Source organism: Erwinia sp. S38 (assembly GCF_016624545.1).
Lineage (GTDB): Bacteria > Pseudomonadota > Gammaproteobacteria > Enterobacterales > Enterobacteriaceae > Erwinia > Erwinia coffeiphila.
Genome location: NZ_JACVTS010000007.1, coordinates 184,678 through 210,557 on the forward strand (window position 1 = coordinate 184,678; position 25,880 = coordinate 210,557).

Sequence of the window (25,880 nt, forward strand, 5' to 3'; positions counted from 1 at the left end):
TAAGGCGCAACGGCGCCTTATTTTTTTGTCGCGCGCTCGGCGCGCTGTCGGCGCAGTTCTTTCGGATCGGCAATCAACGGGCGATAAATCTCAATACGATCGCCGCTCTGCACTTCATCATGCAGCTTAACCGGGCGGCTGTAGATGCCGACCTTGTTTTCGTTGAGGTCGATATCGCTGCGCAGGTCGAGCACGCCGGATGCCTTTATCGCATCTTCAACCGTACTGCCTTCCGGAACCTTGACGCTGTAAAGATATTGTTTTTCCGGCAGTGCATAGACAACTTCAACCGCAATATCAGGCACTGTAGACCTCTTTCGCACGCTGGGTGAAAGCCTGAACCATGCTGCTGGCCAGCTCTTTAAAGACGCGGCCAAATGCCAGTTCTACCAGCATATTGGTGAACTCGAAATCCAGGTTCAGCTCAACTTTGCAGGCTTCCTCGCTCAGCGGAGTAAACCGCCAGCCGCCGCTCAGTTTGCGGAACGGACCATCAACCAGCTGCATATGGATGCTCTGGTTATCCGTCAGGGTATTGCGGGTAACGAAAGTTTTACTGATGCCCGCCTTGGAAACATCTACGGATGCGGTCATCTGATCGTTGCTGGCATCAAGTACACGGCTGCCGGTACAACCCGGCAGAAATTCCGGATAGCTGCTGACGTCATTAACTAACCGGTACATTTGCTCAGCACTGTACGGCACCAGCGCCGAACGACTAATCTGGGACATAACAATTCCTGTCTAATCTTAGAACTTTTAAATAATACCATTGCCGGGATTCAAACAAAAATTCTCTCCTGGCTGGCATCTGCTAGAATACCTCTTTCCCCTTTCGGTCACGTTACAGGGGATGCCAAAAATCACGGCTTCATGTACACTAAGTGGCACTATGACAAAGAAAAAAGCAAATAAACCCGGTTCCGCTACCATTGCCATGAACAAGCGTGCCCGCCACGAATACTTCATTGAAGAAGAGTTCGAAGCTGGGCTTTCGCTACAGGGATGGGAAGTAAAATCTCTCCGTGCCGGAAAGGCCAATATCAGCGATAGCTACATTCTGCTGCGCGACGGTGAAGCTTTTCTGTTCGGTTCAACATTCCAGCCGTTGAGCGTGGCCTCTTCGCATGTGGTTTGCGATCCAACCCGCAGCCGCAAGCTGCTACTGAAGCAGCGCGAACTCGACACCATCTTTGGCAAAGCCAACCGCGACGGATACACCATCGTGGCGCTGTCGATGTACTGGAAAAACGCCTGGGCCAAACTGAAGATCGGCGTGGCGAAAGGTAAGAAAGAGCACGACAAGCGCGATGACATCAAAGAGCGCGAATGGAAATTAGACAAATCGCGCATTATGAAGCACGCTAATCGCTAAGCTACTGGCATAGCGACAGGTTTTTCTGATATACTGATTTTCTACTTGGGGCTGATTCTGGATTCGACGGGATTTGCGAAGCCCTAGGAGCATGCCGAGGGGCGGTTTGCCTCGTAAAAAGCCGCAAAAAAATAGTCGCAAACGACGAAAACTACGCTTTAGCAGCTTAATAACCTGCTAAGAGCCCTCTCTCCCTAGCTTCCGCTCTTAAGACGGGGATCAAAGAGAGGTCAAACCCAAAAGAGATCGCGTGGAAGCCCTGCCTGGGGTTGAAGCGTTAAAACTAATCAGGCTAGTTTGTTAGTAGCGTGTCCGTCCGCAGCTAACCGGCGAATGTAAAGACTGGACTAAGCATGTAGTGCCGACGGTGTAGTAATTTCGGACGCGGGTTCAACTCCCGCCAGCTCCACCACTTTTTAGTAAAATTACGTCTACTCAAGTCTACTAAGGTCGCATTCCACAAGGGTTTGCGGCCTTTTTCATGTCCAGTGAAGTCTACTGAGAATTGCTAGAAACCACTCCTTATGGCACCCTCCTATTATCCCTCGTCGATGAGGGAGTAAAAACGAGGGAGCAAAAATGCCGAAGGTAGCAACAAAACTCACTGACACAGAGATCAAAAAGGCCAAGCCCACAGAGAAAGAGTTCACGCTATGGGATGGAGATGGCTTGTTCCTGCGTATCAAACCAAGTGGCAAAAAAATCTGGCACCTCGGCTATACCGTTCCTTTAACCAAGAAACGGGCCAAAATGAGTCTTGGGTTCTATCCCTACCTGACACTTGCTCAAGCAAGAGCGCTACGGGATGAATACCTCTCTTTGCTTGCACAGGGTATCGATCCCCAATCCCACAATGAGCAAAAAGCTCAAGCGCTCAAAGATGCCACTGAACACACATTCCAAACAGTGGCGAAAAAGTGGCTTGATGAAAAAATTAAAACATCAGGCATATCGCAAGATCATGCTAAGGATATCTGGCGTAGCCTTGAACGAAACATCTTTCCAACTTTGGGGGATATTCCTATTAAAGAGATCCGCCCTAAGATGTTGAAACAACATCTTGACCCTATCGAGCAAAGAGGTGTTCTTGAAACTCTACGCCGTATAATTTCCCGACTGAACGAAATTTTCCGTTATGCGGCCACAGAAGAGCTTATTGAGTTCAACCCTGCAGATAACCTCACACAGCGTTTCAGCAAGCCAAAGAAGCAAAACATGCCAGCCCTCCCCCCCAGCGAGTTACCAAGGTTCATAGTGGCTTTAGCAAACGCATCTATACGCTTAGAAACACGCCTGCTAATTGAATGGCAACTTCTTACATGGGTTCGCCCCGGAGAGGCTGTCCGTGCTCGTTGGACTGACATCGACGAAGAGAACCGATTCTGGAACATCCCCGCTGAGTTCATGAAGATGAAACGGCCCCACAAGGTTCCATTGAGTAAGGAAGCTATGCGTATTCTTGAATCCATGAAACTAATCAGCGGTCATCGTGAGTGGGTTTTCCCCAGCATCAAAGCTCCTCTTAGCCATATGCACGAGCAAACAGCTAACGCAGCAATCATCCGCATGGGTTTTGGCGGTGAACTGGTGGCACATGGTATGCGTTCTATTGCAAGAACAGCAGCAGAAGAGTCTGGTAAGTTCAGAACGGAAGCTCTTGAAGCGGCCCTTGCTCACTCGAAAAGAGACGAGATCGTCGCAGCTTATAACCGTGCCGAATATCTTGCTGAAAGAGTGGCGTTAATGCAGTGGTGGGGAGATTTCGTTGCGGCGCAAAAAAACAAGTCTATAGCAGCCTGAAAACCCCATCGAATTTGAGCCTATCTGCACGATGAGATAGAATCAGCAACAAAAGATGTTAAACTCATTGACAAAACTGGGAGGTTTGCGCATGTTTTATTCAGATAAATCGCAGACAATCCTATCGAGGATAGACAGACATTTTAGCTAACATTCTCACTATTTGAATATGGAAATTTTATGGCTACTACACAACAATTGAAAGTAAAAGAACTAGTTTTAGATCTTAAAAATTTTCGAACAGTCGCCCAAGATAACGAAATTGATGCCATCAAAGCTATGATTACTATTAGTCCTGATTATTTTTGGGGGCTCATGAATAGCTTACTTGATGATGGATACCTTCCGACAGAAAACATTATCATACTTCGCGAAAATAACATATATCTTGTAAAAGAAGGGAATCGTCGCATCGCTTCACTTAAAATAATACATGGATATGTAGATAAAAATAATTTTGACTTGCCATCAGAAATAGAAAGTAGAATAAATGCGTTGCCGAATACATGGCAAGTTCAAAATGAAATGATCCCATGCACAATTTATGATACAGATGAGGCTGATTTAGTCGATAAAATTGTTACTCTTACTCATGGTAAAGGTCAAAAAGCTGGACGCGATGACTGGGAAACCGTTGCTCGAGCGAGACATAACCAGCAAGTAAATTCAGCCCCTGAGTATGGCTTAACACTGCTTGAGAAATACCTTGAACATGGTCAAAACCATTCAAATGAACAAAAGCTAAGATGGTCGGGAAAATATAACCTATCTGTTTTAAATGAAGCACTCCCTAAAATATATGAGAGAGTTGACTGCACTTCAGTTATGGATCTAGCACTGAACTATCCAAACATAAAATTTAAAAAAGAATTAGAATCAGTTATCTATGCCATTGGTTTAGAGGAATTGAAATTTCCTGATATTCGTACATCCAGTGATTTCTTAATACGGTACGGGTTCCCACCGCTGAACACGAAAAAAAACACAACCAATACCAACTCAAATAATACATCTTCATCTACCCAAAATGGTCCTACAGGGACTACTAACTCATCCGCAAACAATTCATCACAGAATAGTTCAGGTAGTTCTGGAACAAATGGAACCGCCGCTAATAGCTCAACGCCAAATAGCAATACTTCTGCAGCTAATAATGGTTCTTCGTCTACAAAAAAAACAGCCACCTCAACAAACGACATAAAAACAGTAAGAAAATTATTGCGCAGCCTGAAACTATTTGGACCAAATAGATCAAAACTATTCGATATTAGAAAAGAAATGGAAAAATTAAAGCCTGAGGAACATCCCATCGCATTTATTTTTCTTCTAAGATGCATGATTGAAATATCTGCTAAGGCATATTGTGATGACATAAGTTCATCCCAAGGCTCTCCAAAATATGTTAAAACAGATGGTAGCGACAGAAACCTAGCCGATGTATTAAGAGACATTGTAAGTTATTTAACCCAAAATAAAACTGACAAACAAATGGTAAAATTATTGCATGGCCCATTAACAGAAATAACGCGCCAAGATGGTTTATTGTCAATAACCTCGATGAACCAGCTAGTGCATAATCCAAACTTTGTTATCCGTAGTAATGATATTCCGGGTCTTTTTGTATGCATTTTCCCACTAATTGAAAAAATGAATAACTAATTATGGCTAAATATAGAACACCACTAAGATACCCCGGCGGGAAACAAAAGCTAACCCCTTTTGTTTTGGAACTAATTATTGCGAACGGAATGGAAGGCTGTCAATACGTTGAACCGTATGCAGGTGGAGCCGGTGTTGCAATGCAGCTTCTCATTGATGGACATGTGAAAAATGTTCATCTCAATGACTCATCTTATCATATCTATGCATTTTGGCATTCAATATTAAACAATACGGAAAAATTCTGTAATCAGATATCTAAGTCATTATTAAATATTGATGAATGGAAAAAGCATCGTGAAGTAGTACGTCATCCATCAGAGCATAGTATTTTCGATGTTGGTTTTTCGACCTTTTATTTAAATAGAACTAATCGCTCAGGAGTATTAACTGGCGGGGTTATTGGTGGATTATCACAAGAAGGTAAATGGAAAATTGATGCAAGATTTTCACATTCAGAGCTAATAAATCGTATAGAGTTAATTGCATCCAAAAAAGACAGTGTTTTTGTTTATAATAAAGATGCAGAGGATTTTTTTGCTGAAAATGTTATAGCCTTTCCCGAAAATACTTTCATGTATTGTGATCCGCCTTACTTTGATAAAGCAAGTGGCCTATATCTTAATTATTATAAGCCAGAAGACCATGAGAGAATAGCTAATACAATACAAACAATCGATAATATCAAATGGATTGTTTCATATGATGGTGTTGAAAACATACTCAGCTATTATAAAAACAGGAAAAAATTCCTCTATCAGCTTCAATACAATGTTGCTAAAGTATATAAAGGAAACGAAGTTTTCATTTTTTCAGATGACATGGTCATTCCTAGAGATTCTGGCTTGAACTATATTTCTCATGCATTGAAGAATAATCCACAAGTATTTGAAGCACGTGTTTGATTTAACGCACTATGAACATGTTATAACATATGTTGCTAAAAGGGCTTTTCGGCCCTTTTTCCCCCACTAATTAATATACTGATCCTCCCTTTACTCAGAGCCAACTATCAAATCTCAGTGTGTGCTTTTTCATGTAAGCCCACCTAATATAGCTTAACAGGTGGAATGTCTCACTACGTGAACCTCCCACCTATACAAATGTTTTTTAATCTATGTGTCATCAAGAACAATAGCGGAACCCTTAAAAGGGAACCCCCACCATTCTTCTTGACGTCCTAAATATAGGAGTTGTCATTTAGTCTTATTGGAGATATTGCGGCGTTCCATGAATGACTTATAACGTTCTTCAGCTTCTTTTTGAAACTTTTCAGCATCAAATGTTGACGTCTCTATTTTTATCTTTTGTTTTAACTCCGCATCTAATCTTTTATTCTCTCTCAACCTTTCCTTCTCGGATAATATAAGCTTATAGTATTTTAATTTAATGTTAAAACTTTCTTTGACTAACTCATTAGGATCAAAATCTATTTTATATTTTCGTAGAAGCCTCAATATATTATCTATAGTCATTTTTTTCGCTTCCTTTTTTATTCTCTTTTCTTCATGATCTTTTCTCCTTTTTCCGTATTTTAACCAATGCTTAAAATTATAGCCGCTGTAATGCTGCCATTGATATATTTCAGCGGCATACATCACCGACAACATACAAATAATAAAAAATACAACCATAAAAACCACACATATTAAATAATACATATCAGCCCCCGCCTTTCCTTCTATATTGTTCTTTTATTAATGCTACATGATATTTTTTTGCGTTGCTTATACTTACATCAGCAGATGTTTCTAGCAGAAGCAAAAGCACTTGAAACAACAGAAGCAATAATAGCAACTAAGAAAGCAGCAACAAAAAAACCCATCGCTGGCCCCATAAAACTAGCCCCACCGTCATCTATTGCTGGTTTTGCTTTTGCTAATAATGATAATAGGCTCATATATTTCTCTCTTCTTCAATGTTTTTAATCGCTGTTTCTATTCTTTTTTTTACAAAGTCTCTAAACGCATAACCTATTATTCGCGCGTCTTCACATATATCTAACTCATCTTTTTTATGAAAATATAAATCAGCGCTTAAAAGCTCTTCGCTTTGAATATTTAACATTTTACTAACAAGTGATATTCTAATAATATTTCGCACTTCTAAATCCAAGCTTGCTCTATTATGCTTATTCAAAAGCTGGAGCGGATGAAAATCTTTTTTTCTTTTCATTTCTTGCATATCATTATCAAAATCTATCATTAAAAAATGTAAGCAAGTAAAAGACGTATCATAGAAGTTTAAGCGGTTCATCATATCCGCCGCCCCCTCTTTTCGAGGGTTCGGGTTAGGTCTTAAGTTATTCATCTGCTTTACTCCTTTTCTTGTTGTTTTTTAGCTTCCATTCATTCAGTCTTTTATCGCCTTCAACTTTTAAGAACTCACGCTGATCGTGTATTCTTTTCAGTATTAGACTATTAGTTAATGCTCCTATTAACAAAGAAATATCATTCGCAAAATCTAATGTCTCGATGTTATTCTCTCTAACTATTCTTATTAGTTCAGCGCCGACTTTTATTTTACGTGTCGCATCTTTTTTCCTTTCTTCTGCCTTCATTTCTTGCTCCATTCTATTCAATAAGTTTGCTCTTTGCTCAATTTCTTTTTTTACTTTATTATATTTCTCTATATTAAACGCCATTTTTTGAACCTCTCTTTTCTTTTATCGTAATAAAAAAAGCAATCAACCCACTGATCAATAAAATTGGTAAAGTTAAAATAAACCCTACCAATAACACTAATGAAAATCCGATCACGCCGGACATCTCATAGAGATTTCCGAACAATATGCTTTCGTTTTTATACTCAATCATATTCTGTAAAACAGACCTTTTTTCAAAATCTTTTTCTTTTAAATAGTCTTCTCTATATTCATAATCTTCACAACTCAAAGGAATTTCCACAGTGTTATCATTCAAATACTCATTATCATAATAGTCGTAATCATTATTCCCAATCATTCTAGAGCTCCTCCTAACGTGTCATAAACAACAGTAAAATCATTCTCATGAGAAAGAAGATTGTAAGTTATAAATAAGCTTGTCCTATAAACAATATCTGTATTTTCATCCTGTAGTTTTTGAATAATCAACTTAACAAGATCAGACGCTGCCACTTCAATTTTTTTATCAATATCATTCATGTTCCACCTCTTTTATTTTTTTTGATTTCTGTTATATATATTAAGTAATATAATTATTTATTTAAGTAAAGCGCGATATATATTTTTTTGTTTTTATAACGCATCTTTCAGATAAAAGGTTCACGTGCGGCGGCTATTTTAGTTTTACTAAAAACTACAATAGCGCACTTATACATTCTTCGAATGTGCGCGCCCCATAAATGGGGGTTTACTAACGCATAAAAATAAAAAGCAACATTCGCTTTATGCTCAATATTACTTAATCGATTTTTAAAAAAGCAAATATATTTTGCTTATTTTAAAAAGTATGTGCTTTCAATATCAGGAGATAGAAACAATGGCAATATTTCATATGAGTGCTCAAACAATAACACGCAGTAAGGGGCATAGTAGCGTAGCTGCGGCAGCTTATCGCCACGGCGAAAAGTTAACGGACGAACACACAGGAGAAATCCACGACTATAGCAAAAAGAAAGGTATTTCAGACAGTGTGATATTAATGCCTGAAAGCGCAGACCGTAATTTTTTAAAACCTGCATATTTATGGAACACGATAGAAAAAAGCGAAAAAAGAAAAGATGCGCAGTTAGCACGCGAGTTTAATATTGCGCTTCCTGTCGAAATGACAGACGAACAAAAAAAGGCGTTAGCAATAGATTTTTGCCAAGAGCATTTTGTAAAAAATGGAATGATTGCTGATATAGCTTTTCACAAGCTCGATAGCGACAACCCACATTTTCACGTAATGCTAACTACTCGCCGCCTTACTCCTGATGGTGCAGGGTTCGGGCAAAAGGTCAGAGAATGGAACAGCAAAGAGCAGCTACAAGAATGGCGCAAGAGCTGGGCAGACACAGCGAACGAGCACATGCAAAAGGCTGGCATCGATGCGCGTATTGATCATCGTTCATTGAAAGAACAAAAAACAGAGCTTGACGCTATCCTCCCCCCTCTCAGAACGGTTGAGCAAGAGGCGCAGTCTATCAGCTTAGACAGACCGCCGACTATCCATAGAGGCCATAGCCGCAATCCAGAGCGACAAGCACGCTTTGACGTGCTCAAAGAAGTGAAAGTATCACAAGAGGCAAAAGCACTTAACCACATTGAACAGAAACAGCTTAAGCCCTCGCCGCTGGCTCCTACTTCCTCCCCTGCCGCATCTTTGCAAGATGCTACACAGGGAGGCAATGAAAACAACCCGCAAAATAAACTCGACGAAGTTGGCGAATATCTTCAATCTGAACTCAATAAAGCAGATCTTAATGCGGATAATGAAATCAAAGTTCACACTACTAAAAATAATAGTAAAAGCAGTTCAGCAGCAGCTATAGGTTCAACATCAAATATTAATTTAACCGATGAGAAGGTAGATAAGAATCTACACTTAACAGAAGCACAAAAAGAAGAGTTAGAGGATTTAGAAAATAAAGAAGCAGCAGCGAAGAAAAAAGCTTATCTGATGGGCGGCGCTGTCGTTCCTGAACTTTCTCAAGATAACAAAACACAGTCAAAAAGTGAGTTTAAAAATAAGCTTCATACAGCTAAACAATCATTATCATTAACTGAACAGAGATTTAATGAAGAACGTGAAGCATATGAGAACAGAAGAAACCGACCAATAACGCCCTAAATATTTTGCTCATTTTTTATCCTCAATGAATGACTTAGAGTCATATTCACTTTAACCAATTGATAGTATTGGTTTATTTCCGCCTATCGTCGTATCGTTTATATCGATCAAAATCGACATAATGATAGTTATCACCTATCATAACTACTCTATCGATCGATTAAAACAATTAAAACACCGATCGATAAGCACTCTTTAATCGTTATAAACTATCAATATTAAATAATTGATCTTTAATAACGATCATTTTACTTGAGAGCAGCCCTCCTCATGGTATGCTCGGAGCGTGGAAGATCGGGCGAATCACCTTGGTATCTTCATGATTAAGCTAAAAACTATCGCTCTATGAGGAATGAAATTTTATGAAAACCGAAAACATTATTTTTCTTTTTTGGGCAGTGATTTTTATCCTGATTCTCTGCCAACTGTTTTACTTTGGCCCTAAAAAAAGAAGATATCTCAATACTTACACAGAGGTATTAGATGGTGATGTCCTCTCATATGAATGTCAAAACACCGGTGTAGTCATTGATACTAAAAAACACACAGTACGTATTTTCAATACAGATAAGGACAGCACTTTCAAATACGACAACATCAGGGAAATAAATTATACGCTATCCGAAGCCGGAAAAATTTATAGCACAGGTAATAATCTAAACTCTATGATAAAGTCCGCTGGAGCTAACAGTAATGAACAAATGTTAGCTAATCAGCGTTCCGGTATTTTTATACTGACAGATGATATAAAAAATCCTTCATGGAAAATCAATCTACCAATGAAAAACAAAACATCATCGACCAATCAAGAGATCTGCGATCGCTGGCTTCTCATTTTTAATAAATACGTTTTATAACCTTGTTATGTTTTATAATTTATATTTGGAGTTGATATGAAAAGATTGATTGCGGCAGCATTTATTATTCTTCCTTTGGCGAGTTGTACCGTTTATGGAAACAAATCTATTAAAGACGAGACACAGCAGAATATAGCATCTAAGATTATCAAGGGTAAAACTACTCAACAAGATATCCTTCGTTTTTATGGGGAGCCTCAGACTAAAGAAACTAACGATGGTAAAGAAATGTGGGGGTATTCCGTTATGTCCGGTGAATCCCAGATTTCAAATTACATACCGGGATTAGCATTATTAAAGAACAGCAGCACAGCGCACATGAAAGATCTTGAGATCTGGTTTAAAGGTGATGTTGTTGAACGCTATACCTTTAGACAAACGGCTGGTAAAACTTCTCGCGGTTTGTTAGATTAATCTAAATCGAATACCATTTTATCTATTAAAGAAGTTGGCGTAATCCGACTTCTTTAACTTTTATCCATGATCTGACTTCACTTATATTTCCATTAGCTCTTCATTAAATAGCACTTTACTTTTTATTTGTGGTTTTATATTTATTTTTATTAAAAAACTTTTGTACTAGTAGTACTAATTAATTAATTTAAAAGTTTTTGGTTTTAAGGTTTTGGGGTTTGTGTTTTAGCGGGGCGGCTTTCAGCCGTAGTAGTTTTCCTCCGAAGGAGGAAATAGTTTTTCTTTAAGCATTCCCCCCCTACCCCCCACGCCAAAAAGGCTAAAATAGAGAGATAGGAGATGCTCATTGCGCCTTGAAAATATTCAGAACATTTCCATCCTGATATTTCCCCCACGACCCGCGCAAACACAAATCATGAAACTTTCAAACAACTCTCGTTTTACTAAAGAGCCTATACTACCGTCTGTAAATTTTTTAGATTGTGCGATTCAGGTTGGCAGCTACGCGTCATCCGGCACTGCCACAATAACATAATAATTGCCAAACACTTGAGGAACCTTCATTCTTATACCCGATACACAGGATTAGCGTTATTGCTTTATTAAAGATTAAAATCTTCTGGAAGTGGTATTTAACATGAGTTAAAAGTCGGCGAAGAGTTTTTAATATTCTGTATCTTTATATTATATAAATCTATATATAATATCAGTCAATAGATAAAATCAAAAATATTTCAAAAACACGATTAGATAAAAATAAAAAAGACCAGTTCAAAAACCAGTCTTTTATTTTAAATAAATGATATTTTTCATATGTGGCTCTAAAACGCTCTATCCGCGATTTTGAGAGATTTTCTACTTTTAATGACTAATCCCGTCAGGAATAAATCAAAAAGCATGTAATAACATTCAGGCGGCTTTATTTCTTGAGAAATAAATCTTTTCATCAATCCACGCATCTATTTCACTTTCGACGAACCCGATTGCACGATCACCGATTTTTATAGGTGAAGGGAATTCGTCACGACTAATCAAACGATAAATCCAAGCTTTACAAAATCCTGTTCTTTCCAGAACTTCAGGTAGACGTATAAAGTTGTTTTTTTCTTTCATTTATCTCTCCCATTGTTTTTCGACAGAAGCTATTATTCGAATATCGCTTATGACGATCAACAATTTTTTTAGCAAAAAGTGCTTTTTTAGTTGACTATTTTAAATTGACAGTCATTCAATCCCCTTCGGAAGTTGAACTCATGAGTTCAACTCCTCACCGCTAGTCATGACATTCAAAATGTGACTGATTTTTAGCCACAATACTTTTTTTATCCCTCTATTGCACCTTAATGTAAAATACAAATAATTAATATATCTAATAATCAAAGTATTAAAGTATGGATTACAGGGACGCCAGCCCAAAATTCTTCAGCGGCGATACCAGAATTGTCCGCCGAAGTCCTGAAAGCCCGCAAGGTGAAAGCTTTGCGGGCTTTTTTGTGTCTATTGAAGTCTACTGGGATTTGTTAGAGGCTACTCGTTACGGTGTAAGCATCCCGCCATATTTCGCCTTCCAGTGGTAGTAGCTGGCTTCGGATATTCCAGCTTCGCGGCACACATCTTTGACGGCCCTGCCAGCTTCGACGGATTTCAGAACGGCAATGATCTGTTGCTCAGTGAATCGGATCTTACGCATAGCGATCTCCTCAGCGGACATAGTCAGTATGTCGGAAGATCTCTAAAAGTGAATGGGCCGTTTTAGCGGGATGCTTACAGAAAGCTTTGCGGTATTTTTTTGTGTCTGTAATCTTCCCAGAGCCCCCACCCCACCCTTCACTGCGAAATGCTCTGTTATCGAACCTACTAAAATCCCCAGGTAACCCCTGGGGATCGTTTTTCTCTAAATCATTTTTTCTGTCGTTTATAACCCAGCTCAATCAAAGGCTTTTCCAGTCAGGCAGCTTGTTTTTCCACCTGCCCCAGTAATGGAATAGCGCCATGGATATACCAAACAGCAAACCGGTCAAGAGGGAGGTAGACACCGCGCGCAACACGCTGAAATGCTGATGTTGCCAGTGACTAAACCACATAATAACGCCCCACAGAGGACCGAACCAGGCGGTATAGAGCAACGTATTCAGCCAGAAAGGGGCAAACGGTGGGGGCGGTACTTTACCCCCAAGCATCCAGCACAAGCGCAGGATAGGTGGCGCATAATTGCTCCGCCACATCTTTTTTTCCTCCAGCAGCGCGATTGCCTTTTTCTTCTTGCCTTCAAACGTCATCTGAATCCTTCCATCAGCTATCTTTAAGGAATGTCTGATAATAGGCGTTATCCAGAGTCAGTTAAAGCGTAAATCTATCAACGTTCAACCCTGCCTGCCCCTCCCACCTACCGATTATTCAGCATCCAGTATTTATAAGCCGTTCTGATGCAGTCATGCGCATCGCTGCCTATGCGGGGAATGCCGTGTCCACCAATGACCACGGTTGGCTTCAGGTTCAGCAGCCACAGCCTGGCAAAGCTTTCCCCCAGCTTTTCACCGCTGTAGGTCATGTCGCCTTTCCAGCCGGTAAAGGCGGCCGCGCCGGTTTCGCCGTCCGGGTAGAACATGTCGCCGCTGAACAGCACGCGGTCCTCGCCCAGCGTCAGATAGTACAGCACGCTGCCGTCGGTATGGCCCGGGGCCAGGTAAACCTGGATGGTCAGGTCGCCGATTTGCAGCACCGTATCGCGGTCAAAGGTCTGGTCCGGCGTACAGGGCGGCATCACGTGGTTAGTCTGCGGGCTGTTCAGGCCCAGATGGCCGTCAATCAGCATCTGCGCATCCGCCGCCCCCACACACACTTTCGCCCCTTTCTGCTGAAACCACGCGGCGCAGCCTGCGTGATCGTCGTGGCCATGCGTCATCAGGACATGAGTGATGCGATCTTCGCTGATGTCCCAGTGCCGGAGATTCGCCAGGATAGTCTCCCGCGCGCCGGGAACGCTGCAGTCAATCAGGATAAAGCCCTGGCTGTGCTCCACGGCGTAGGCGTTGCCCAGCCTGCCGTAGGTGCCACCTGAAACAAGGTACAGTCTTTTTCTAATCTGCATCGTGGTTATTCCTTTTGCATTGCATCCATATATTCAACGAGTTCAGTTTTAATATGCCCGACGTTCAGGCCGTATATCACCTGGGCACTGTTCCCTTTCACAAACACACCGGCCGCCCCCGTTTGGCTGAGCAGCGCCTTATCGACCTTCTCACCGTTAAGTAAGGTCACGCGCAACCGTGTTGCGCAGTTGTCCACCTCTTCGATATTGCCCAGACCACCCAGTCCGGCAACGATTTGCGCGTTTCGTTCGCTGAGAGTTTTAGCGGTCGGAGCCTGGTGAGCACCACCGGCATCGCTTTTTTTACTGCTGACATAGTCCGAGCGGCTATGCAGGCGAACATCGTCCGTACGATCTTCACGGCCCGGCGTTTTCAGTTTCAGTCGGGTAATCGCCACCCGGAACGTAATGTAGTAGAGGAAGGCAAACACCACGCCGGTCGCCACCACGGGGACCCAGTGCGTGCGGTCGTTACCGGGGATCACGCCGTAAATCAGGAAGTCAAAGAATCCGCCCGAGAAGGTATAGCCCACGCCGGCATTAAGCAGGTAAACCACCGCAAAGGCAAAACCGGAAAGCACACAGTGGATCCCGAAGTACAGCAGCGGCGAAGCGAACAGGAATGAAAACTCCAGCGGCTCGGTGATCCCGGTGAGGAATGAGGTAATCGATGCGGAAAACAGCAGGCCTTTGGCTTTGGTTTTATTTTCTTTGTACGCCGTGTGGTACATCGCCAGCGCCGCAGCCGGGAAGCCAAACATCATAATGATGTAGTTGCCGGAATAGAATTTCGCCACTTCAGGGCTGATAACGTCGCCGTGGCCGAGCTGGGCAAACAGGATATTCTGCGCGCCAACCACCACTTCGCCGCCCACGGTGGCGGTGCCACCCAGCGCGGTCTGCCAGAACGGCATATAAAAGACGTGGTGCAGCCCGGTCGGGATCAGCGCGCGCAGGATCACCCCGTAGAGGAACACGCCAAACTCACCCATGCGGGCAATGCTTGCGCCCAATGAGGCAATGCCCCCGGCAATCCACGGCCAGACAAAGGCAAACGCGATGCCGATAACGATAGCCGCCACGCAGGAAACGATCGGGATAAAGCGCTCGCCGGAGAAAAAGGCCAGCATGTCCGGCAGCACGATTTTACAGAAGCGATTGTGCAATACCGCAACCGCGATACCGATAATCACCCCGCCCAGCACGCTGGTGTTCATGGTGTTCTTAAAGCTCATAAAGTCCGATATCAGGCCGGGCGTTTTGAGCAGCAGATCGAGATCGAGAAAGTTTTTGACGGTGCTGGCAAGCGCGGCGTTCATCACAAAATACGCAATAAGCGCCGACAGCGCCGCCACCTCTTTGCTGCTTTTCGCCAGGCCAAGCGCCACCCCGACGGCAAACAGCAGTGGTAAGTTGCCGAACAGAATACTGCCGCTGTCCGTCAGCACCGCAACCAGCCGGAACAGCATACTGCCCTCATCAAGCAGCGTGCTGCGTGCAGGATTGATCAGCGTTGAGCCGACGCCCAGCAGCAAGCCTGCCAGAGGAAGCACCGCAATAGGCAAAACAAATGATTTACCCACTTTTTGTAGAAAATTGAAGACGTTATTATCCATGTCGCACAACCTCTGAGAGAAACGGAAATGAAATCGAGTCTGGCCATGACAGGATGGACTATAAATCCGCACTGCATCGAAATGCAATAATATGCGTTAAATGTTTAAACACAGATCAAATAATTGCAGAAAAATGCACGCAGTGTTAGGCTGCCTGCATCAAGGAGTCAGCCATGTTGATTGAAGACCGTTTAGAGAAGATCAAAAAAATCATTCAGGAAAATAAGAGCGTTTCCATCGAAACGCTGGTCGCCAGAACGGGCGTGTCCAAAGACACCGTCCGCCGCGATCTGATCAGGCTTGAACAGGACAACATCATCAAACGGACTCACGGTGGCGCGGTGGTGAATAATCGCGACGCCCTGATTTTTGATTACAAAGCGCGTTCAGGCACGCTGAACCCGGTTAAAGAAAGCATTGCCGAGCAGGCCGCCCGCCTGATTAACGACAACACCAGCGTGATTTTTGATGCCTCGACCACGGTGGAGTCGGTCATTCGTCAACTCGGCGACAGGCCGGTGCGGGCGATTACCAACTCGCTGACCAATGCCAGCCAGCTGGCAAAAAATAAGGCCTGCGAGGTCAAACTGCTGCCGGGCACCCTGCACAAAGAGCAGCTGTTTTTATTCGGCGGGGAAACCATTCAGAAGCTCGCTGAGTATCACGTTGATTACGTGCTGCTGGGCATTTTCGCCATCTCTGAAAAAGGCGTTTTCATTCATACCGAAGAAGAAGGACTGGTGAAAAGGCAGATGGTCTTACAGGGAACCAAAGTTATTGCCCTGGCCGATCACACCAAAATTAATACCACCGGATTTTTTAAAGTCTGCGATCTCTCGCAGATAGATGTACTGATTACGGACAGTCGTCCCGACGACAATTTTATGAAGGCGTTAAAGGAACATGACGTCGAACTCATTCTGACTACTACGTTAACGTGAGGTTAATTATGAATACTAAAGTTATCCAGCTGAAAGCCACAGCGTCTCCCCGCCAGTTCACTGACGTGGTTCCCGTTCCGTTGAGTGATGCAACGATGCTGGAACGTAAAAACAAAGTTCTGGCCCGCATGAAGGATGAAGGCTTTGACGCCATCCTGATCTATGCGGATAAGGAGCACGGGGGTAACTTTGAGTATCTCACGGGATTTTTCCCCCGCTTTGAAGAAGGCCTGCTGCTGTTAGAACAGAGCGGTAAGGCCACGGTGATTCTGGGCAATGAAAACCTCAAAATGGCCAGCTATTCCCGCATTCCGGTCACGCTGAAGCACTGCCCGTTCTTCTCGCTGCCTAACCAGCCGATGGATAATGAAGTCAGCCTTGAGCGGCTGTTTATGGACATCGGCCTACACGCGTTTACTAAACTGGGGCTGGTTGGCTGGAAGATGTTTACTTCCGCCTACGGCAACAATAAAAAGCTGTTTGATTTACCGAGCTTTATTGTCGATGCCGTCAGAAGCACGCTGCCTGCCGCCTCGGCGCTGGAAAATGCCGCACATCTGTTCATTCGTGGCGACAGCGGTGCCCGCACCACCAATAATGAAAATGAGATCGCCCACTATGAATACGGTGCGAATCTGGCCTCCAACTGCATCCTCAATGCGATGAACGCCGTTGCGCCCGGCATCCGTGAAACGGAACTGGGCAACTATCTGTCGGCAGAGGGGCAGTATCCGACCGTTGTCACCATTGCCGCTACCGGCCAGCGTTTTGATAAGGCTAACTTTTTCCCGACCGATAAGCAGGTTGAACGCGGTCAGCCCGTCTCCCTGACGGCGGGATTTAAAGGCGGGCTGTCCAGCCGGACGGGATTCGCCGTGGCGGATGAAAGTGAACTGCCGGCGAACCAGAAAGACTATCTGGACAGAGTGGCGAAGCCCTATTTTGCTGCCGTCGCCACCTGGCTTGAACAGATCCGTATTGGTATGCCGGGCGGCGAGATGTACGCGCTGATTGAAAAAGTACTGGATAAAGAACGCTACGGCTGGCACCTGAACCCCGGGCACCTGAGCGCGGATGAAGAGTGGATGTCTTCCCCGATTTACAGCGGCTCGGCGGAAACCTTAAAAAGCGGCATGATTATGCAGATTGATATTATCCCTTCGGTGCCGGGCTATACCGGCGTGAGCGCTGAAGAGAGCGTGGCGCTGGCGGACAGCACGCTGCAGGATAAAATCCAGACCGCGTATCCTGAGCTGTGGGAAAGGATCGTCACCCGCCGTGACTACCTCCGCGATGAATTAAACATTCACCTGTCGGATGATGTCATTCCTCTATCCAACAGCGTCGCCTATCTGCGCCCCTTCCTGCTGGCACAAGATCGCGCCCTGAGCTGTTAAGATCCCGTCTTCTGGCCGCCAGGCCGTCTTCAACATAAGGAACCGCAGCGGTTCCTTATTTCCTTCCTGACGCACCCTTGCGGACTTTCTTACACCTCATCTCAAAACGCATTGACCATACTAAAATGCTCAATTTCAATCACCACTCTCAAAATCCCGCAGAAAAAAGATTAAGTTCAATCAAAAATAGTACTAAAAGTGTGACGAGCGTCGATTAAAAACCCGTTGTGATTAAATAAAATCAAATTAATTTCACTTAATCACAAGGCAACCGCATGAAGATCAAATCAACATTAGAAAAAATACCCGGCGGTATGATGCTGGTCCCTCTGATCATTGCCGCACTACTCAACACGTTTTGTCCAAAAGCACTGGAGATCGGAGGATTTACTACTGCTTTATTTAAACACGGCACCCTGCCTTTAATTGGCGCTTTTCTACTTTGTATGGGCGCGGGAATTAGTTTCAAAGCCGCTCCTCAGGCGCTGCTACAGGGCGCCAGCATTACTTTTACTAAGGTCATTATCGGCGTGATGATTGGCTTTGGTATCGAATTTTTTTTTGGAAACCAGGGGATTTTCGGGCTGAGCAGCCTGGCGGTCATCGCAGCATTTGCTAACGCTAACGGTGGCCTGTATGCCGCACTGGTTGGCGAGTACGGGAAAGAGCGCGATGTAGGGGCCATCTCTATCCTCTCTCTCGGCGATGGCCCTTTATTTACGATGATCGCACTGGGTGCCGCGGGTATGGCCAATATCCCGCTAATGGCATTAGTCGCCGTCATCATCCCTATTCTGGTAGGAATGATCCTTGGCAATATCGACCCTGACATGCGTGATTTTCTGACACGAGGGGGGCCGGTACTCATCCCGCTGTTTGCTTTTTCAATTGGTGCCGGAATTGACCTTGATATGCTGTTAAAAGGTGGGATAGCGGGTATTTTCCTCGGCGTGATAACCACCTTTGTGGGCGGATTTTTCAATATTCGTGTTGACCGCCTGGTAGGCGGTAGTGGCGTGGCTGGCGCAGCAGCCTCCAGTACAGCAGGTAATGCCGTTGCTACCCCGTTTGCTATCGCCCAGGCCGATCCCTCCTTTGCTTCCGTCGCCGCTATCGCGACGCCGCTGGTTGCAACATCCGTCATTACTACAGCGATTCTGGCCCCGCTGTTAACCGCATGGGTAGCCAGGCGCAACCGCAGAACCGAACAGGAAACCAATGTATGAGAGCGCTGATAATCGCCGATGATTTTACCGGCGCTAATGATACGGGCATGCAGTTAGCGAAAAAAGGGGCCAGAACGGAAGTCGTGATGAACCGGTGTGTACGCGCTTCGTCACGTACCGATGTACTGGTACTGAATACCGAGAGCCGGGGATTAAATGCGCAGGATGCCAGGCGTCAGGTTGCAGAGGCTATGCAATCCGTAGCAGCTCAGATCGCCCTGACATCGTTGATCCTCTACAAAAAAATCGACTCTACTCTGCGCGGTAATCTGGGTGCAGAAATTGATGCCGCCATGCAAATCGGCAACCGCCGTATCGCCATTGTTGCCCCTGCGATTCCCAGCGTGGGTAGAACGACAGAGAACGGTGAATGCTGCGTGTACGGCATCCCACTGCTGGAAACCGAATTTGCCAGCGATCCGAAAACTCCGGTGATCTCATCACGGATCAAAACGCTGATTGAAGCGCAAAGCAACTGTCTGGTTTCCGAAGTGGGCCTTTTGCAGGTGCAATCCGGCAATCTCGGCAAACATCTGCAGCAGCTGATCCCCGCGCGGGGCGAATGTATCGTCGTCTGCGATGCCCGAACACATGACGATCTTGCCACAATAGCTAAGGCGGCGCTGTCACTCAGCGTAGCCCCTTTGTTGGTGGGAGCTGCGGGTCTGGCCGACGCTTTACCGCCATCCCGTTACTGCACCCAAAGCATACTGCTACCCGTGCTGGTAGTGGCAGGCTCGATGAGCGAGGCCACGTGGCATCAGGTAGAGCAGGTTCGCCAGGCTCATCGTGCCGAAGTCGTGGACGTTGACGTTCGCAGCCTGCTAGGCGTCGACAACGGTCGACAGCTCTCCGAACTGGTGGATAACAGCTGCCGCATTTTATCAGCGGGTAAACACTGCATTTTGCGCACCTGTAGAACCCTGGAAGAACGCAACAATATTCATTCACTGTGTCAGGAATTTCATCTCTCCCAGCGCGAACTGGGTGAAACGCTGAGCCATATACTCGGCGCACTGACGTTGCGAATAGTTGATGGCGCAAAAGTGGGGGCGCTATTCCTGACCGGTGGGGATATCGCCACTTCAGTGGCGCAGGCGCTGGGAGCCACAGGCTATCGTATTCAGGGGGAGGTCGCCCCCTGTATTCCGTGGGGAACCTTTATCAATAGCGAGATTGAAGACCTGCCCGTTATCACTAAGGCTGGCGGATTCGGTGCTGACAATACCCTCCAGAACGCTCTGGAATTTATCGAGGAAATGTATAGTGAATAAACATGTTATCGCCGTCACAATGGGTGATGCGGCCGGAATTGGCCCGGAAATTATCGTAAAATCTTTAATGGCTCCAAAACTGAACGGCGCACCGATTGTTGTCGTCGGCTGCCTCCGCACGTTTCAGCGTCAGCAGCGTCTGGGAATCGTTCCGACGGCCCATTTTCGTTCAATCGCAAAAGTGAGTGATGCATGCTTTGAGTCAGGCGTTATTCACGTGATTGATGAACCCGCAGCATCACCCGACACGCTGATTGCGGGTGAGGTGCAGGACCAGGCTGGCGACCTGGCTTTCCGCTGCATTAAACGCGCGACTGAGCTGGCCATGAGCCACGACGTGCAGGCCATTGCCACCGCTCCTCTTAACAAGGAAGCGCTGCACCTTGCGGGGCATATGTATCCTGGCCATACCGAACTCCTGGCCACCCTGACCGGAAGCAAAGACTACGCCATGGTGCTTTACACCGACAGGCTAAAAGTCATTCACGTAACGACCCATATTGCGTTGAGGAAGTTTTTAGATACGCTTAACCAGCAACGTATTGAAACAGTTGTCAATATTGCCGATGAGTTTCTTAAACGCGTTGGCATTACGCGCCCCCGAATTGCGGTGGCAGGAGTAAACCCCCACGCAGGAGAAAACGGGCTTTTCGGCACGGAAGAGATCGAGATCGTTGCACCAGCTATTTCCGTAATGCAGAAAAAAGGCGTTGATGTCTCCGGTCCCTGCCCGCCGGACACCGTGTTTTTACAGGCATATGAAGGCAAATACGATATGGTCGTGGCCATGTATCACGATCAGGGCCACATTCCACTAAAGCTGCTGGGTTTTTACGATGGCATCAACATTACCGCCGGCCTGCCGTTTCTGCGAACCTCATGCGATCACGGTACGGCCTTTGATATCGCATGGACAGGAAAAGCGAAACCTGAGAGCATGATAGCCTCTATCCAACTTGCGATGAAGCTGGCTTAAGTATCTATGATTAAAGGACAAGATCGCCTGGAACGCATTGTCGAATTTATTCGCGGCCATAATCTGGTGACGGTAGAACAGCTGGTTGAGTTTATCGGCTCCTCGCCGGCAACGATTCGACGCGACCTGATCAAGCTTGATAATGTCGGAACGATATCCCGCGTTCATGGGGGGGTTGTCTTTAATCGGCCCATTACCAGCCAGCCGACTACCTATGAAAAACTGGCCATCAATCATGCTGAAAAGCTCTCGATTGCCGCGCAGGCTGCGCAGCTTATTCGAGATGGCGATGCAGTCGTGCTTGATGCCGGTACGACCATGATGGAGCTGGCGCGTAGAATTACCCACCTCTCTCTGCGGGTGATCACCGTTGATCTGCATATCGCGCTATTCCTGTCCGCCTTTAAGAATATTGAGGTCAGCATTATTGGTGGGCGAATTGATGACAGTAGCCAGTCGTGCACCGGACCGCACGGCTGCTTACTGCTGCAGAGCGTCTATCCCGATGTTGCGTTTATGAGCTGTAACTCATGGAGCCTTGAGAAAGGAGTTACCACGCCAACGGAAGACAAAGCCAAGCTTAAACAAAGTGTTATCGCCAATGCACGCCAGAAGATTTTGCTGGCGGACAGCGGAAAATATCATGCCTGGTCGCTCTACAGCGTGGCGCCGCTTGCGGCATTTTCAACCATCATCACCGACAACCACCTACCCGCAGACATCGCCAGTGGGCTGAGGGCGGAAGGCATTTCGTTGACGACGGCCGAAGTAGAAGTACCGCAAGGGTAAATCAGAAATCCGCCTTCAGCCCCTGCGGCGCAATAAAGATTTCCATATTCTCGCGGGAAAGCTCCCAGTGCTCGAACACCAGGTCAACCACGGCCTGCTCGTCGCGCGCTTCAATGGCGACGATAAACGCGTCGTGGTGCTCGGCAGCGAGTTGCAGGCGGCGTTCCATATCAGCATTCTGCGGGCGGAAGAAGGTGTGGCCAATACGGCAGTGATCGATGAGCAGGCGGCCAAGGCTCGGTTGCAGATAGGGGTTGGCCGCCATCTCGCCCATGATTTCATGGAAGCGGTTATTTTCCAGCGCCAGCGCTTCGGCATCGCGGGTTTGCACCGCTTTGCGGAAGCGCTTCTGCGTTTCCTTCAGCGCCTTCATCTGCGAGGGCTTATAGTTCTGCACCGCCAGGCGACCCGTGGCGGCATAGATCATGGGGGCAACGAGGAAGAAATTGCGCAGGCTGGAGTGGCTCATTGGGATCACCCGCACGCCGCGTTTTTCGACGATTTCCAGATAGCCTTCACCTGCCAGCCGCTGGAAGACTTCTCTTACCGGCGTGCGCGATAAACCGTACTGTGCCGTCAGGCTGGCTTCATCCAGCAGCTCGTCGGGATCGAGTTCCATGGTTAAAATGAGACGTTTTAAATCCTCATATAGTGCAGCTTTACCCGATCTCAATGTTGCCTCCTGAACGCCATCATCTTCAATGTTTGCGCGAGAAACGCGCTATCCCATGCCGATTAACCTACAGAAAAAGTGCGTATACAGCAAAAATAATTCAAATATTTCATGCGATACCTGGATCGACATAACACTTTCATCAATTAGCCAAGACTTACGTATTATCAACAGGTAACGAAATTCTTCGCGAGGCAATTTTAACACTAGAGTAGAGCGATTCTGGCGGGAAAAGCGGTACACCCTGCCCTCTCAGGACTGGGAATGTTAGCAAAGTAAGCGCTGCCCGCCGGGAATAGCGGACAGCGGAGGGGCAAAGCTAAGACTTAGCTGTCGGCACCCGGTACATCAATCCAGATGGTTTTCAGCTCGGTGTACTGATCCAGCGCGAAGGCGGATTTATCACGCCCGCCGAAGCCGGACTGCTTGTAGCCGCCAAACGGCGTGGTGGCGTCGCCTTCACCGAAGCAGTTCACAGTGACCGTACCGGCACGCACGGCGCGGGAGACGCGGATAGCGCGGTTCAGCTTGCCGGTATAGACCGATGCCGCCAGCCCGTAAGGGGTGTCGTTGGCCAGCGCAATCGCTTCGGCTTCGGTTTTAAAGGTGGTGATGCACAGTACCGGCCCGAAGATCTCTTCGCGGAACAGCGCGCTCTGCGGCGTCACGCCGTCGATCACGGTCGGCTGGACGTAAATGCCGTTCTCGGTGTCGCCGCCCTGCACAATGCGCAGCCCTTCCTGGCGTGCCGTTTCCAGATAACCGCTGACCTTGCTGAAGTGATCGGCGGAGATCATCGTGCCCAGGCGGTTTTCCGGATCGAGCGGGTTGCCCATCGGCCAGCTGCCGATCTGCTCGGCGATCAGCGCCAGCAGGCGATCCTTCACCCCTTCCTGCACCAGCAGGCGAGAGGTGGCAGAGCAGTTCTCACCCATGTTCCAGAACGCGCCGTTCAGCACGTGTCCGGCCACGGTTGCCAGGTCCTCAGCATCATCAAAGACCACCGCCGGGTTTTTACCGCCGCACTCCAGCACCACTTTTTTCAGGTTAGAGTCCGCCGAATAGTGCAGGAAACGGCGGCCGGTCGCAGTGGAGCCGGTAAAGCTCACCATATCGATATCCGCATGCAGGCCAATCGGCTCGCCCACGTCCTTGCCGGTGCCGGTAACAATGTTCAGTACGCCAGCCGGTACGCCCGCCTCAAAGGCCAGTTCCGCCACGCGCAGCGAGGTCAGCGAAGTCTGTTCGGCCGGTTTCACCACCACCGAGCAGCCTGCCGCCAGCGCCGGGCCGATTTTCCACGCCAGCATCAGCAGCGGGAAGTTCCACGGCAGCACGCAGCCCACCACGCCAATTGGCTCACGCACCACCAGCGCCATCGCGCCGTTACCCACCGGGGCGGTGTGGTCGTAGAGCTTATCGATCGCTTCCGCGTACCACTTAATAATGTGAATGGTTTCCGGCACGTCTACCGCCAGGCATTCGCTCACCGGTTTGCCGCTGTCGAGGCTTTCCAGCACCGCCAGCTCGGTGACTTCCTGCTCCATCAGTGCCGCCAGTTTCAGCAGCACCGCTTTACGCTCGCCCGGCGGCAGCTGGCTCCAGCTTCCGGCGTCAAAGGCGGCACGCGCGGCGTCAACGGCGCTGTTCACGTCGGTAATATCGCACGCGGCGAGATCGGCCAGCTTATCGCCGGTCGCCGGGTTGGTGGTTGGCAGGGTTTTGCCGGAGGCTGCCGCCACAAAGCGACCGTTGATAAATGCCTTATCGGCAAATTTCAACCCCTGAACCACAGCGGCCACATCATTTAATGTCTGAATCTGGCTCATGCTATCCCCTTACCCGGTAACCGCTGCGACGTTGCGTTTCACGCCTTCAATCACAGCCTGCAGCTGCGCTTTCTCTTCTTCATCCAGCGCCAGCAGCGGTGCGCGCACCGGACCTGCGGTCAGACCGGCCAGATCGCAACCGTACTTGATGGACTGCACGAACTTACCGCCGTCGAGGAAGTTCATCAGCGGCATCATCGCCGCCATGATCTTCCGGCCTTTGGCGAAGTCCTTCTCAATGACACAGGCTTCGTACAGCGCAACGTGCTCGCGTGGAATAAAGTTAGATCCAGCGCAAACCCAGCTGCGTGCGCCCCAGGCGAAGAACTCCAGCGCCAGGTCGTCCCAGCCGCAGGAGAGTGCGATGTTCGGGTACTTAATAGCCAGCAGATGCAGGTTGTTCAGATCGCCGGAGCTTTCTTTAATCGCCACCACGTTTTTCGATTTGCTAACTTCGGTGAAATAGGTTTCACCCATGCTGATACCCATACGGCCGGGGTAGTTGTAAAGCATGATAGGTAGCTGAGCGGCTTTATCCACGGTCAGCGCGTGGTGGGCATTTTCCAGTTCGGTTGGCAGCGCGTAAGGCGGCGAGGTCACCAGAATGGCGTCGGCCTTGTGTTCGCGGGCGTGCTGTGCAAAAGCAACGGCATCTTCCGTGCGGATAGCTCCCGTCCCCACCACCAGCGGCAGGCGGTTGCCAATCACCTTGCGGGCATGTTCCACCAGCGCCAGGCGCTCTTCGGTAGTTTGCGCGTAGTATTCACCGGTGGAACCGCCGATGATAATGCCGTGCACGCGGGCTTCAATCAGCGACTCCAGCACGTCGGCAAAGCGAGCAAAATCAATGCTGCCATCGGCGGCGTAAGGGGTGATAGCCGGGGTGAAGATACCATCAAATGTCAACACGTTAACCTCCAGAGGGAAAATCAGGACCAAAATCACCCGCTTTGCGGCAGAAAATGGCGACGTTTGTTAACAATTTGCACAGCCCGGTTTGACAGGTCAATGAAGGGGGATTTTTTGTATACGAGTAAAATACAAAAAAAATTCGCATGAATGGTACGTTCATACAAATTAATTTTTTTTAAAATGTTAAGAATCAGTAAATTAAAACTATTTTCAACCAGGAAAAATTTTCTACATGATTTCCGATAACGATCACATTATGAGATTATTACGCTATCT

The 25,880-nt window shown here is 46.8% G+C and carries 28 protein-coding genes, 1 other RNA gene and 1 pseudogene; 14 read left to right on the forward strand and 16 right to left on the reverse strand.

Features of this window, described 5'->3' with window-relative positions:
- Positions 1-17: 17 nt before the first annotated feature.
- On the reverse strand, positions 18-305 hold the full coding sequence (locus tag IBT46_RS10560; protein WP_200545633.1) for an RnfH family protein: 288 nt from the start codon (positions 303-305) through the stop codon (positions 18-20).
- On the reverse strand, positions 298-732 hold the full coding sequence (locus IBT46_RS10565; protein WP_200545634.1) for a type II toxin-antitoxin system RatA family toxin: 435 nt from the start codon (positions 730-732) through the stop codon (positions 298-300). Before IBT46_RS10565 ends, IBT46_RS10560 begins: the two co-directional genes overlap by 8 nt.
- Before the next feature lie 160 nt (positions 733-892).
- On the opposite strand from IBT46_RS10565, the gene smpB reads away from it, so the two are divergent.
- The 5 genes from smpB (at position 893) to IBT46_RS10590 (ending at position 5,739) form a co-directional block, all read left to right on the forward strand.
- Positions 893-1,375, forward strand: a complete 483-nt coding sequence (smpB, locus tag IBT46_RS10570; protein WP_200545635.1) for an SsrA-binding protein SmpB — start codon at positions 893-895, stop codon at positions 1,373-1,375.
- Positions 1,376-1,422: 47 nt separating this feature from the next.
- Positions 1,423-1,787: a transfer-messenger RNA gene (gene ssrA, locus IBT46_RS10575) on the forward strand.
- Positions 1,788-1,954: 167 nt separating this feature from the next.
- Positions 1,955-3,175, forward strand: a complete 1,221-nt coding sequence (locus tag IBT46_RS10580) for an integrase domain-containing protein (RefSeq protein ID WP_200545636.1) — start codon at positions 1,955-1,957, stop codon at positions 3,173-3,175.
- A gap of 180 nt (positions 3,176-3,355) precedes the next feature.
- Positions 3,356-4,834: a hypothetical protein gene (locus IBT46_RS10585; RefSeq protein ID WP_048212948.1), complete on the forward strand. Its 1,479-nt coding sequence runs from the start codon at positions 3,356-3,358 to the stop codon at positions 4,832-4,834.
- Positions 4,835-4,836: 2 nt separating this feature from the next.
- On the forward strand, positions 4,837-5,739 hold the full coding sequence (locus IBT46_RS10590) for a DNA adenine methylase (protein ID WP_048212949.1): 903 nt from the start codon (positions 4,837-4,839) through the stop codon (positions 5,737-5,739).
- A 291-nt stretch (positions 5,740-6,030) separates the two neighbouring features.
- Here the strand turns inward: IBT46_RS10590 and IBT46_RS10595 are convergent, their stop codons facing one another.
- The 6 genes from IBT46_RS10595 to IBT46_RS10620 form a co-directional block, all read right to left on the reverse strand.
- Positions 6,031-6,495, reverse strand: a complete 465-nt coding sequence (locus tag IBT46_RS10595) for a hypothetical protein (RefSeq protein WP_048212950.1) — start codon at positions 6,493-6,495, stop codon at positions 6,031-6,033.
- Between the two features lie 77 nt (positions 6,496-6,572).
- Positions 6,573-6,734 carry a hypothetical protein gene (locus tag IBT46_RS10600; protein ID WP_200545637.1) on the reverse strand — a complete coding sequence of 54 codons (162 nt, stop codon included), beginning with the start codon at positions 6,732-6,734 and terminating at the stop codon, positions 6,573-6,575.
- A complete protein-coding gene (locus tag IBT46_RS10605) occupies positions 6,731-7,144 on the reverse strand; it encodes a hypothetical protein (protein ID WP_200545638.1) in 414 nt (137 codons plus the stop codon). The genes IBT46_RS10600 and IBT46_RS10605 overlap by 4 nt, the downstream gene beginning before the upstream one ends.
- The gene (locus tag IBT46_RS10610) at positions 7,137-7,478 is read right to left on the reverse strand and encodes a hypothetical protein (RefSeq protein ID WP_048212953.1); all 342 of its coding nucleotides are present in this window, start codon (positions 7,476-7,478) and stop codon (positions 7,137-7,139) included. The genes IBT46_RS10605 and IBT46_RS10610 overlap by 8 nt, the downstream gene beginning before the upstream one ends.
- Complete coding sequence (locus tag IBT46_RS10615) at positions 7,468-7,797, reverse strand: hypothetical protein (protein ID WP_048212954.1); 330 nt, start codon at positions 7,795-7,797, stop codon at positions 7,468-7,470. Before IBT46_RS10615 ends, IBT46_RS10610 begins: the two co-directional genes overlap by 11 nt.
- A complete protein-coding gene (locus tag IBT46_RS10620) occupies positions 7,794-7,979 on the reverse strand; it encodes a hypothetical protein (RefSeq protein ID WP_048212955.1) in 186 nt (61 codons plus the stop codon). Before IBT46_RS10620 ends, IBT46_RS10615 begins: the two co-directional genes overlap by 4 nt.
- A gap of 337 nt (positions 7,980-8,316) precedes the next feature.
- Here IBT46_RS10620 and mobQ point away from each other — a divergent pair, with 337 nt between their 5' ends.
- From mobQ to IBT46_RS10635, 3 genes are all read left to right on the forward strand, one after another.
- Positions 8,317-9,609: a MobQ family relaxase gene (gene mobQ / locus IBT46_RS10625; protein ID WP_200545639.1), complete on the forward strand. Its 1,293-nt coding sequence runs from the start codon at positions 8,317-8,319 to the stop codon at positions 9,607-9,609.
- Positions 9,610-9,971: 362 nt separating this feature from the next.
- Complete coding sequence (locus IBT46_RS10630; protein WP_023214636.1) at positions 9,972-10,466, forward strand: DUF4755 domain-containing protein; 495 nt, start codon at positions 9,972-9,974, stop codon at positions 10,464-10,466.
- Positions 10,467-10,502: 36 nt separating this feature from the next.
- The gene (locus IBT46_RS10635) at positions 10,503-10,880 is read left to right on the forward strand and encodes a hypothetical protein (protein ID WP_048212956.1); all 378 of its coding nucleotides are present in this window, start codon (positions 10,503-10,505) and stop codon (positions 10,878-10,880) included.
- A 909-nt stretch (positions 10,881-11,789) separates the two neighbouring features.
- Here the strand turns inward: IBT46_RS10635 and IBT46_RS10640 are convergent.
- The 5 genes and pseudogenes from IBT46_RS10640 to IBT46_RS10660 all read right to left on the reverse strand — a co-directional run bounded on the left by IBT46_RS10640 (position 11,790) and on the right by IBT46_RS10660 (position 15,587).
- Entirely contained in the window at positions 11,790-11,993 is a 204-nt protein-coding gene (locus IBT46_RS10640; RefSeq protein ID WP_048212957.1) for an AlpA family transcriptional regulator, read from the reverse strand.
- Between the two features lie 433 nt (positions 11,994-12,426).
- Positions 12,427-12,570, reverse strand: a pseudogene (locus IBT46_RS10645) (transposase); the annotation flags it as partial.
- A 241-nt stretch (positions 12,571-12,811) separates the two neighbouring features.
- Entirely contained in the window at positions 12,812-13,159 is a 348-nt protein-coding gene (locus tag IBT46_RS10650) for a DUF6404 family protein (RefSeq protein WP_200545640.1), read from the reverse strand.
- Between the two features lie 107 nt (positions 13,160-13,266).
- Complete coding sequence (locus tag IBT46_RS10655) at positions 13,267-13,971, reverse strand: MBL fold metallo-hydrolase (protein WP_200545641.1); 705 nt, start codon at positions 13,969-13,971, stop codon at positions 13,267-13,269.
- A 5-nt stretch (positions 13,972-13,976) separates the two neighbouring features.
- Positions 13,977-15,587 carry a PTS transporter subunit EIIC gene (locus IBT46_RS10660; protein ID WP_200545642.1) on the reverse strand — a complete coding sequence of 537 codons (1,611 nt, stop codon included), beginning with the start codon at positions 15,585-15,587 and terminating at the stop codon, positions 13,977-13,979.
- Positions 15,588-15,760: 173 nt separating this feature from the next.
- Here IBT46_RS10660 and IBT46_RS10665 point away from each other — a divergent pair, with 173 nt between their 5' ends.
- The 6 genes from IBT46_RS10665 (at position 15,761) to IBT46_RS10690 (ending at position 22,190) form a co-directional block, all read left to right on the forward strand.
- A complete protein-coding gene (locus IBT46_RS10665) occupies positions 15,761-16,528 on the forward strand; it encodes a DeoR/GlpR family DNA-binding transcription regulator (protein ID WP_200545643.1) in 768 nt (255 codons plus the stop codon).
- An 8-nt stretch (positions 16,529-16,536) separates the two neighbouring features.
- A complete protein-coding gene (locus IBT46_RS10670) occupies positions 16,537-17,925 on the forward strand; it encodes a Xaa-Pro peptidase family protein (RefSeq protein WP_200545644.1) in 1,389 nt (462 codons plus the stop codon).
- Positions 17,926-18,200: 275 nt separating this feature from the next.
- The gene (locus IBT46_RS10675; RefSeq protein ID WP_200545645.1) at positions 18,201-19,151 is read left to right on the forward strand and encodes a 2-keto-3-deoxygluconate permease; all 951 of its coding nucleotides are present in this window, start codon (positions 18,201-18,203) and stop codon (positions 19,149-19,151) included.
- The gene (locus IBT46_RS10680) at positions 19,148-20,425 is read left to right on the forward strand and encodes a four-carbon acid sugar kinase family protein (RefSeq protein ID WP_200545646.1); all 1,278 of its coding nucleotides are present in this window, start codon (positions 19,148-19,150) and stop codon (positions 20,423-20,425) included. Before IBT46_RS10675 ends, IBT46_RS10680 begins: the two co-directional genes overlap by 4 nt.
- Complete coding sequence (locus IBT46_RS10685) at positions 20,415-21,401, forward strand: D-threonate 4-phosphate dehydrogenase (RefSeq protein WP_200545682.1); 987 nt, start codon at positions 20,415-20,417, stop codon at positions 21,399-21,401. The genes IBT46_RS10680 and IBT46_RS10685 overlap by 11 nt, the downstream gene beginning before the upstream one ends.
- 9 nt (positions 21,402-21,410) lie before the next feature.
- A complete protein-coding gene (locus IBT46_RS10690) occupies positions 21,411-22,190 on the forward strand; it encodes a DeoR/GlpR family DNA-binding transcription regulator (protein ID WP_200545683.1) in 780 nt (259 codons plus the stop codon).
- A gap of 1 nt (position 22,191) precedes the next feature.
- Here IBT46_RS10690 and IBT46_RS10695 read toward each other — a convergent pair whose 3' ends face one another.
- The 3 genes from IBT46_RS10695 to IBT46_RS10705 all read right to left on the reverse strand — a co-directional run bounded on the left by IBT46_RS10695 (position 22,192) and on the right by IBT46_RS10705 (position 25,601).
- Complete coding sequence (locus IBT46_RS10695; protein WP_105593164.1) at positions 22,192-22,863, reverse strand: GntR family transcriptional regulator; 672 nt, start codon at positions 22,861-22,863, stop codon at positions 22,192-22,194.
- 326 nt (positions 22,864-23,189) lie between these two features.
- Complete coding sequence (locus IBT46_RS10700) at positions 23,190-24,692, reverse strand: aldehyde dehydrogenase (RefSeq protein ID WP_200545647.1); 1,503 nt, start codon at positions 24,690-24,692, stop codon at positions 23,190-23,192.
- 9 nt (positions 24,693-24,701) lie between these two features.
- Entirely contained in the window at positions 24,702-25,601 is a 900-nt protein-coding gene (locus IBT46_RS10705) for a dihydrodipicolinate synthase family protein (protein WP_200545648.1), read from the reverse strand.
- Positions 25,602-25,880 lie beyond the last annotated feature (279 nt).

Coding starts and splice junctions, on each gene's coding strand:
- IBT46_RS10565 (WP_200545634.1), bottom strand. CDS start 732: ATGTCCCAGATTAGTCGTTCGGCGCTGGTGCCGTACAGTGCTGAGCAA.
- smpB (WP_200545635.1), top strand. CDS start 893: ATGACAAAGAAAAAAGCAAATAAACCCGGTTCCGCTACCATTGCCATG.
- IBT46_RS10580 (WP_200545636.1), top strand. CDS start 1,955: ATGCCGAAGGTAGCAACAAAACTCACTGACACAGAGATCAAAAAGGCC.
- IBT46_RS10585 (WP_048212948.1), top strand. CDS start 3,356: ATGGCTACTACACAACAATTGAAAGTAAAAGAACTAGTTTTAGATCTT.
- IBT46_RS10590 (WP_048212949.1), top strand. CDS start 4,837: ATGGCTAAATATAGAACACCACTAAGATACCCCGGCGGGAAACAAAAG.
- IBT46_RS10595 (WP_048212950.1), bottom strand. CDS start 6,495: ATGTATTATTTAATATGTGTGGTTTTTATGGTTGTATTTTTTATTATT.
- IBT46_RS10600 (WP_200545637.1), bottom strand. CDS start 6,734: ATGAGCCTATTATCATTATTAGCAAAAGCAAAACCAGCAATAGATGAC.
- IBT46_RS10605 (WP_200545638.1), bottom strand. CDS start 7,144: ATGAATAACTTAAGACCTAACCCGAACCCTCGAAAAGAGGGGGCGGCG.
- IBT46_RS10610 (WP_048212953.1), bottom strand. CDS start 7,478: ATGGCGTTTAATATAGAGAAATATAATAAAGTAAAAAAAGAAATTGAG.
- IBT46_RS10615 (WP_048212954.1), bottom strand. CDS start 7,797: ATGATTGGGAATAATGATTACGACTATTATGATAATGAGTATTTGAAT.
- IBT46_RS10620 (WP_048212955.1), bottom strand. CDS start 7,979: ATGAATGATATTGATAAAAAAATTGAAGTGGCAGCGTCTGATCTTGTT.
- mobQ (WP_200545639.1), top strand. CDS start 8,317: ATGGCAATATTTCATATGAGTGCTCAAACAATAACACGCAGTAAGGGG.
- IBT46_RS10630 (WP_023214636.1), top strand. CDS start 9,972: ATGAAAACCGAAAACATTATTTTTCTTTTTTGGGCAGTGATTTTTATC.
- IBT46_RS10635 (WP_048212956.1), top strand. CDS start 10,503: ATGAAAAGATTGATTGCGGCAGCATTTATTATTCTTCCTTTGGCGAGT.
- IBT46_RS10640 (WP_048212957.1), bottom strand. CDS start 11,993: ATGAAAGAAAAAAACAACTTTATACGTCTACCTGAAGTTCTGGAAAGA.
- IBT46_RS10650 (WP_200545640.1), bottom strand. CDS start 13,159: ATGACGTTTGAAGGCAAGAAGAAAAAGGCAATCGCGCTGCTGGAGGAA.
- IBT46_RS10655 (WP_200545641.1), bottom strand. CDS start 13,971: ATGCAGATTAGAAAAAGACTGTACCTTGTTTCAGGTGGCACCTACGGC.
- IBT46_RS10660 (WP_200545642.1), bottom strand. CDS start 15,587: ATGGATAATAACGTCTTCAATTTTCTACAAAAAGTGGGTAAATCATTT.
- IBT46_RS10665 (WP_200545643.1), top strand. CDS start 15,761: ATGTTGATTGAAGACCGTTTAGAGAAGATCAAAAAAATCATTCAGGAA.
- IBT46_RS10670 (WP_200545644.1), top strand. CDS start 16,537: ATGAATACTAAAGTTATCCAGCTGAAAGCCACAGCGTCTCCCCGCCAG.
- IBT46_RS10675 (WP_200545645.1), top strand. CDS start 18,201: ATGAAGATCAAATCAACATTAGAAAAAATACCCGGCGGTATGATGCTG.
- IBT46_RS10680 (WP_200545646.1), top strand. CDS start 19,148: ATGAGAGCGCTGATAATCGCCGATGATTTTACCGGCGCTAATGATACG.
- IBT46_RS10700 (WP_200545647.1), bottom strand. CDS start 24,692: ATGAGCCAGATTCAGACATTAAATGATGTGGCCGCTGTGGTTCAGGGG.